This window comes from Sulfitobacter sp. HI0129 (genome assembly GCF_001635395.1).
Classification (GTDB): Bacteria; Pseudomonadota; Alphaproteobacteria; order Rhodobacterales; family Rhodobacteraceae; genus Sulfitobacter.
This window is the reverse complement of the sequence record NZ_LWGH01000203.1, coordinates 1-6,149: the sequence shown is the minus strand read 5'-3', so window position 1 is coordinate 6,149 and position 6,149 is coordinate 1. Positions and strand designations below refer to the sequence as shown.

At 62.4% G+C, this 6,149-nt stretch carries 8 protein-coding genes; 5 read left to right on the top strand and 3 right to left on the bottom strand.

Going from position 1 to position 6,149, the window contains the following annotated elements; all coding sequences use genetic code 11:
- The coding region (locus A3764_RS02080; RefSeq protein ID WP_150122058.1) for an aminomethyltransferase family protein at positions 1-624 on the top strand (624 nt) is incomplete at its 5' end.
- 107 nt (positions 625-731) lie between these two features.
- Entirely contained in the window at positions 732-1,655 is a 924-nt protein-coding gene (rarD, locus tag A3764_RS02075) for an EamA family transporter RarD (protein ID WP_067919384.1), read from the top strand.
- Here rarD and A3764_RS02070 read toward each other — a convergent pair.
- Positions 1,648-2,058, bottom strand: a complete 411-nt coding sequence (locus A3764_RS02070; RefSeq protein WP_067919386.1) for a nuclear transport factor 2 family protein — start codon at positions 2,056-2,058, stop codon at positions 1,648-1,650. The two genes, rarD and A3764_RS02070, sit on opposite strands and share 8 nt — an antisense overlap.
- Positions 2,059-2,114: 56 nt before the next feature.
- Here A3764_RS02070 and A3764_RS02065 point away from each other — a divergent pair, with 56 nt between their 5' ends.
- Entirely contained in the window at positions 2,115-2,762 is a 648-nt protein-coding gene (locus tag A3764_RS02065) for an RluA family pseudouridine synthase (RefSeq protein WP_067919389.1), read from the top strand.
- Here the strand turns inward: A3764_RS02065 and A3764_RS02060 are convergent.
- Complete coding sequence (locus A3764_RS02060; RefSeq protein WP_067919391.1) at positions 2,759-3,604, bottom strand: alpha-1,2-fucosyltransferase; 846 nt, start codon at positions 3,602-3,604, stop codon at positions 2,759-2,761. The genes A3764_RS02065 and A3764_RS02060 overlap by 4 nt on opposite strands.
- A gap of 81 nt (positions 3,605-3,685) precedes the next feature.
- Here A3764_RS02060 and A3764_RS02055 point away from each other — a divergent pair, with 81 nt between their 5' ends.
- Positions 3,686-4,351 (top strand): FkbM family methyltransferase, encoded by a 666-nt coding sequence (locus A3764_RS02055; RefSeq protein WP_067919393.1) that lies wholly within the window; start codon positions 3,686-3,688, stop codon positions 4,349-4,351.
- A gap of 54 nt (positions 4,352-4,405) precedes the next feature.
- On the opposite strand, the gene A3764_RS02050 is transcribed toward A3764_RS02055, so the two are convergent.
- The gene (locus A3764_RS02050) at positions 4,406-5,833 is read right to left on the bottom strand and encodes an aldehyde dehydrogenase family protein (protein ID WP_067919395.1); all 1,428 of its coding nucleotides are present in this window, start codon (positions 5,831-5,833) and stop codon (positions 4,406-4,408) included.
- Positions 5,834-5,992: 159 nt separating this feature from the next.
- Between A3764_RS02050 and A3764_RS02045 the strand changes: the two genes are divergently transcribed.
- A partial coding sequence (locus tag A3764_RS02045) for a redoxin domain-containing protein (RefSeq protein WP_150122057.1) occupies positions 5,993-6,149 on the top strand: 157 nt, incomplete at its 3' end.

The window sequence follows — 6,149 nt, the reverse complement described above, 5'->3', positions numbered from 1 at the left end:
AACCCCTTTGGCACGGCGCAGGATATCGAGCTGGGGCTGGGGCTCGCTCGGGTCCACCGGGTGACATACGTCGGAGAACTGGGCTGGGAGGTTTATGTGAGCGCCGACATGGCCGCCCATGCGTTCGAGACCTTGCATGCGGCCGGGCAGGAATTCGGGCTGAAGCTTTGCGGGATGCACATGATGGACTGCGCCCGGATCGAGAAGGGATTCCGCCACTTCGGGCATGACATCACGCCCGAAGATCACGTGCTGGAAGCAGGGCTGGGCTTCGCGGTGAAGACGGACAAGCCGGACTTCATCGGGCGCGATGCCGTGCTGCGCAAGAAGGACGAAGGGCTTTCGGCCCGGCTGCTACAGTTTCGTCTAAAGGACCCCGAACCGCTGCTCTATCATAACGAGCCAATCCTGCGGGACGGGAAAATCGTGGGCTATCTTTCCTCCGGCGCCTATGGCCACCACCTTGGCGGGGCGATGGGGTTGGGCTACGTCCCCTGCCGCGGCGAGACGGCGGCGCAGGTGCTCTCCTCCCGCTACGAGATCGACGTGGCCGGAACCCGCGTGGCGGCGGAGGCTTCTTTGAAGCCGATGTATGATCCCGCCTCCGAGCGGGTGAAGGTTTGAGGCTGGAAGCGGGGCACTAACGGGTCTAAGGGGAAGGGAGGGGGGCCAGCCCCCGCCGCCGCGCCGCGGCGGCTCCCCCGGGATTTACGACCATTTGGAATACCGTGATGCGCAGCCCCGACGCCCTGACGCCCAAGACGAACGAGGATACCCCGAGCGGCCTTGCCTTTGCGCTGGCGGCCTATTTCCTCTGGGGGTTCCTGCCGCTTTACATGAAGGCGCTTGCGCATGTGCCGGCGGCCGAGATCGTGGCGCATCGTGTGATCTGGTCTGTCCCCATCGCCGCGGTGGTACTGATCGCCATGCGCCGGACCGCGGCCCTGCGCGAAGCGATCCGCTCACCACGTATGCTGGCCATGGGCTGCGTCACCGCTGCGCTGATCTCGGTCAACTGGGGCATCTACGTCTGGTCGATCGCATCCGGCCACGCGCTCGACGCCGCGCTGGGGTATTATATCAACCCCTTGTTCAGCGTGCTTCTGGGGGCCGTTTTGTTGGGTGAACGCTTGTCCCGGGCACAGCTTCTGGCCATTGCACTGGCGGCGGGGGCGGTTCTGGTCCTCATCGTGGATGCGGGCCGTGTACCCTGGGCGGCGCTCGGCCTGACGTTGAGTTGGGGGTTCTATGCGCTGGCCAAGAAGAGCCTGCCGATTGGCCCGAACCAAGGCTTTTTGCTCGAAGTGCTGATCCTTCTGGCCCCGGCCACGGGATACGTCCTTTGGCTGATGATGACGGGGCAGAGCCATTTCGCGACGGGTGTACCGCTCAACACTTGGCTGTTGTTCGGCTGCGGGGCGGTCACGGCGGTTCCGCTGCTGTTCTATGCAAACGGGGCGAAGCTGTTGCGCCTGTCGACGATCGGCGTGTTGCAGTACATCGCACCCACGATGATCTTCCTTGTGGCGGTGTTCATCTTCGGGGAAGAATTCGGTCGCGCCCGGATGATCGCCTTTCCGATGATCTGGCTGGCGCTGATCATCTATACGACGTCGATGGTGACAGGTCTTCGACGGGTACCGCGCGTCAGCTGAGCGCCGAGCGATGCTTCAGGAACGCGGGGTCCTGCGCGACGCGGGCGTTCATTGCCTCGCGCAGCGCGGCAACAGATTTCAGCGGTCGCATGACCACTTCGAAGGTCTGTACCAACCCATCCTGATCGAGGGTGATGAGGTCCACGCCCACGGCATCGAGATCGCCTATCCTGCATTGGAATTCCAGCGCCCAGTCGTTGCCTTCCCCCATGATGCGCCGATACCGGAAGTCACTGAAGACTTGCCCCACATGTCCCAGAACCGCGGCCACCGCGTCGCGGCCTGTCCATGTGGCCCAGTAGGTGGGCGGCATGAAGCGCACGTCTTCGGCCAGAACTGTCGCGATGGCTTCGGCATCGCCCTTCGCCACGACCTGTTGGATAGTCTCGATCGTCGGATGCATGGGAAACCTTTCGCATGATGGCTTGTCATCGCATGCTACATTTGAGACGCACGGGAATGGAAACCCAATACGACCCGCCTGACGTTCCGTTATCCGTTCTGCACGAAGACGCAGATGTGCTGCTGGTGGACAAGCCCAGCGGCCTGCTTTCCGTGCCCGGCAAGGGGCCGGAACTGGCGGATTGCCTGCTGAGCAGGGTGCAGGTGGCATTTCCCGATGCCTTGCTGGTGCACCGGCTAGATCGGGACACTTCGGGCGTGATGATCTTTGCGCTGACCCCCCATGCGCAAAGGCACCTTGGCCTCCAGTTCGAGAAGCGGATGACCAAGAAGACCTATGTCGCCCGTGTCTGGGGCGTTCCCGCCGACAAGACTGGGACAGTCGATCTGCCGCTGATCGTCGATTGGCCCAACCGGCCCCGGCAGATGGTTTGCCACGAGACCGGCAAACCGGCCCAGACGGATTGGCGGGTGATCAAGGCGGAAGGCGATACCGCCCGCGTGCGGCTGCATCCGCGCACCGGGCGCAGTCACCAGTTGCGGGTTCACATGCTGGCGTTGGGGCATCCGATACTGGGTGATCCCTTCTATGCCGAAGGTCCCGCGCGGGATTATCCCCGTCTGATGCTCCATTCCCAGGAATTGCGGTTCAATCATCCCCAGGGCGGCCATTCCACCAAGGTGCGCAGCAAGGCACCCTTCTAGGAACCGATGCGGATCCAGCTCTCCGGCAGGATGTCGGGATTGCGCTGGTGGGTATTCGCGAACCAGCGGGAAGGGGCGGCAACGCGCTTTTCCGGGTTACGGTTCAGCCAGGCCGACCACCAGCTGAACGTCGAATTGGCGATGACGTTGTGCTGGCAAAGCGACATCAGCCGCATATCCTCATGCGCCGTTTCCCGCCCGTTGAGATCCACGACAACCTTCTCGAAAGGTACCGCGAGGTTATCGCGCGCCCAGCCGGGATCGTCGGAAAAGACAAAAACGGTCGGTGCCTCGGCCAAACCGTCCGTTACCGCCTTCAGCGCAGCATCGTAATAGGCCTGATCGCAGACTGCTGTGGCCCCCAGTGCCACGTAATCGCCCCGCCTTACATGCAGGGCGACAGAAGGGCCCGCCGCGATGCGCTGCGCCATTTTCGTATTCTCTTCAGACATGGGCGGGGTCATGACGAAATCTTCCCGCAGCCTGTCTTCGATATCGGCGAAATATTTCTGGCTCTGCCAATAGCCGTGCAAATAGCTTTCATCCCCCCAGGTCTCGAAAGCCGGATCGTATCCCAGCCCCCTTTCACGGCGCAGCACGGGACGACGGCCAAAGAGCCGCCAAAGCAGATACCCCAGCATCCGCTCGTCCCGGTCGGGAGGAAGCCTGTGGGGCGGGACAACCGGCAAGTCAAAGACGGTGGTAAGCTCGCCCTGCCCCTTGGCGAGGGCACGCCGGGGGTCGAGTGCAACCTCCACCCCCAGCCGCGCGGCAAGCTGGGCCGCGGCTGCGTATTGGAACATTTGATTGCCGAGGCCCCCGTGCAGGCGGGAATAAATCATGTGTCAGCGTGCCTTTCGCGTCGGTCGTGGCCTTTGTAGGGTAAAGCCGAACCGATTGCCCAGATCAAAAGGCCGCTGCCCATGACCGTACCCAGCGAACTGCACAAGCTATGGAAGCTGGCAACCGACCCCGCATTCCGGGCGCGCAAACGCCTGATTCGGGAGTTTCGGGCGGCACATGGCCGGGGAACCCCCCTGCGATACGAGGGGCTGAAGCCAGGCGATGTCGTGCTTGACCTTGGCGGCTACCTCGGCGATTGGGCGGCTGCCATGACGGAGCGATATGGCGTCACTGTCCATGTGTTCGAGCCGCATCCCCGCTTTGCAGCCGCAATGAACGGGCGTTTCGCAGGACGGGCCGACATCCGGGTTCACGACTTCGCGGTGGGCGCAAGGGAAGGCAGCCTCGACCTTACGGATGATGACAATGCCTCCTCCGCGCTGGTCAGGGAGGGACCCAAGGTCACAGGTACGGTTCGCCCGGTGGAAGAGATTTTCGACGACCTTGGTCTGGACAAGCTGGCCGTGGTCAAGATGAATATCGAAGGTGGCGAATATGATCTTCTGCCCGCCTTGATCGACAGCGGGTTGATCGCCCGCATCGACCGGCTGACGGTCCAGTTTCACCACTACACGGACGCCCAGATCGGCCAGCGCGAAGCGATCCGCGACGTGCTGAGCCGTACGCATGACTGCGTGTGGCAATATCCGTTCATCTGGGAAGAATGGGCCCGCAAACCGCGCTAGATGCGGGAATGCGGGCCAGATGGGGGCGGTATTTCCCCCGATGGTCAGGGCAGCCTATTCAGCGGCCCAGCCCGATACGGCCTTCACCTCGAGAAACTCCTCAAGACCGAAGATGCCGCCTTCGCGCCCGTTACCGGACTGCTTGTAGCCGCCAAAGGGCGAACCCTGGGCAAAGCCTTTCCCGTTCGTCTCCACCATGCCGGAGCGAAGCTGGCGTGCCACGCGGCGGCGTTTGTCGGTGTCGGACGTCTGGATATAGTTGGTCAGGCCATAAGGCGTGTCATTGGCGATGCTGATGGCCTCGTCCTCCGACTCGAAGGGGATGATCGACAGCACCGGGCCAAAGACCTCTTCCTGCGCGATGGTCATGTCGTTCGACACATCCGCAAAAACGGTGGGCTTCACGTAATAGCCCCGGTTCAGCCCATCGGGACGCCCCAGACCGCCGGCGACAAGCCGTGCTTCGGACATGCCCTTTTCGATCAGGCCCTGAATCTTGTTGAACTGCGCTTCGGAAACGACAGGCCCGATATGCCTGCCCTCTTCGGAGGCGGGGCCCACGTGGGTATTGCGCGCAACCTCGGCTGCGGTTTCCACGGCTTCGTCATAACGCGACTTGTGGACCAGCATCCGGGTCGGCGCGTTGCAGGACTGGCCGGAATTCCGGAAGCAGCGGATCGCACCCTGCTTGGCGGCCTTGGGGTCCGCGTCCTCGAAGATGATGTTGGCGCCCTTGCCGCCGAGTTCCAGCGATACCCGCTTCAGCGTGTCCGCCGCCGCCTTGGAAATGGCGATACCGGCGCGTGTGGAACCGGTGAAGCTGACCATATCGACGCCGGGGTGCGCGGAAAGCTGGCTGCCCACGCCCGCGCCATCCCCGTTCACAAGGTTGAAGACGCCCTTGGGAAAGCCTGCCTCATGCACGAATTCCGCAAAGAGCAGACCCGAAAGCGGTGCGATCTCCGAAGGCTTCAGCACCATGGTGCAGCCAGTCGCCATCGCCGGAATCGCCTTCAGCACGATCTGGTTCATCGGCCAGTTCCAAGGGGTGATCAGCGCGCAGACACCGATGGGTTCCAGCAGGGTCTTTTCGGAATCCGTGAAGTCGCGCTCGAAAGAGAAGTCTTCGAAGGCCTTCAGGAAACCTTCGATGTGCCAGCTACCGGCACCGACCTGCTGCGCGCGGCTCATTTCGATCGGTGCGCCCATTTCCTTGGACATCGCCTGCGCCATTTCCTCGGACCGGGCCTGATAGATCTCCAGCAGTTTGCGGATCAGCTGTGTCCGCTCTTCCTTGGATGTATGGGACCAGCCGGGGAAAGCTGCGCGTGCCGCTGAAACGGCGGCGTCCGTATCAGCCTGATCGCCGAGCGAGATGACGGCGCATTGCTCTTCGGTTGACGGGTCGATGACGGCATAGTCATTGGCCTGCTTCGGGGCGACCCATTCGCCATTGATGTAAAATTCGCGTTTCTCGATCATCGTGATTCTCCTCTTGGCTTCGGCATATGTCGGGGCTGCCCCCGGCCAAATTCGCGCCACTGTGTCACCGCGCTTCTCACTCTGCAAGAGAGGGGATGAAACGGGCAGGGAAAGTACCTATCTTCCGGATACCGACCATAATGCATACCGGAGGACACCATGAGCTTGCGCATAAATGACACCATCCCCGATCTGACCGTCGAAACCGATCAGGGCAGCATGTCGCTGCACGACTGGGTCGGGGACAGCTGGGCGATCCTCTTTTCGCACCCCAAGGATTTCACCCCCGTCTGCACGACGGAGTTCGGCGCCGTGG

Excerpts from the sequence above, each read along its gene's own strand:
- rarD (WP_067919384.1), top strand. The coding sequence starts at position 732 with ATGCGCAGCCCCGACGCCCTGACGCCCAAGACGAACGAGGATACCCCG.
- A3764_RS02070 (WP_067919386.1), bottom strand. The coding sequence starts at position 2,058 with ATGCATCCGACGATCGAGACTATCCAACAGGTCGTGGCGAAGGGCGAT.
- A3764_RS02065 (WP_067919389.1), top strand. The coding sequence starts at position 2,115 with ATGGAAACCCAATACGACCCGCCTGACGTTCCGTTATCCGTTCTGCAC.
- A3764_RS02060 (WP_067919391.1), bottom strand. The coding sequence starts at position 3,604 with ATGATTTATTCCCGCCTGCACGGGGGCCTCGGCAATCAAATGTTCCAA.
- A3764_RS02055 (WP_067919393.1), top strand. The coding sequence starts at position 3,686 with ATGACCGTACCCAGCGAACTGCACAAGCTATGGAAGCTGGCAACCGAC.
- A3764_RS02050 (WP_067919395.1), bottom strand. The coding sequence starts at position 5,833 with ATGATCGAGAAACGCGAATTTTACATCAATGGCGAATGGGTCGCCCCG.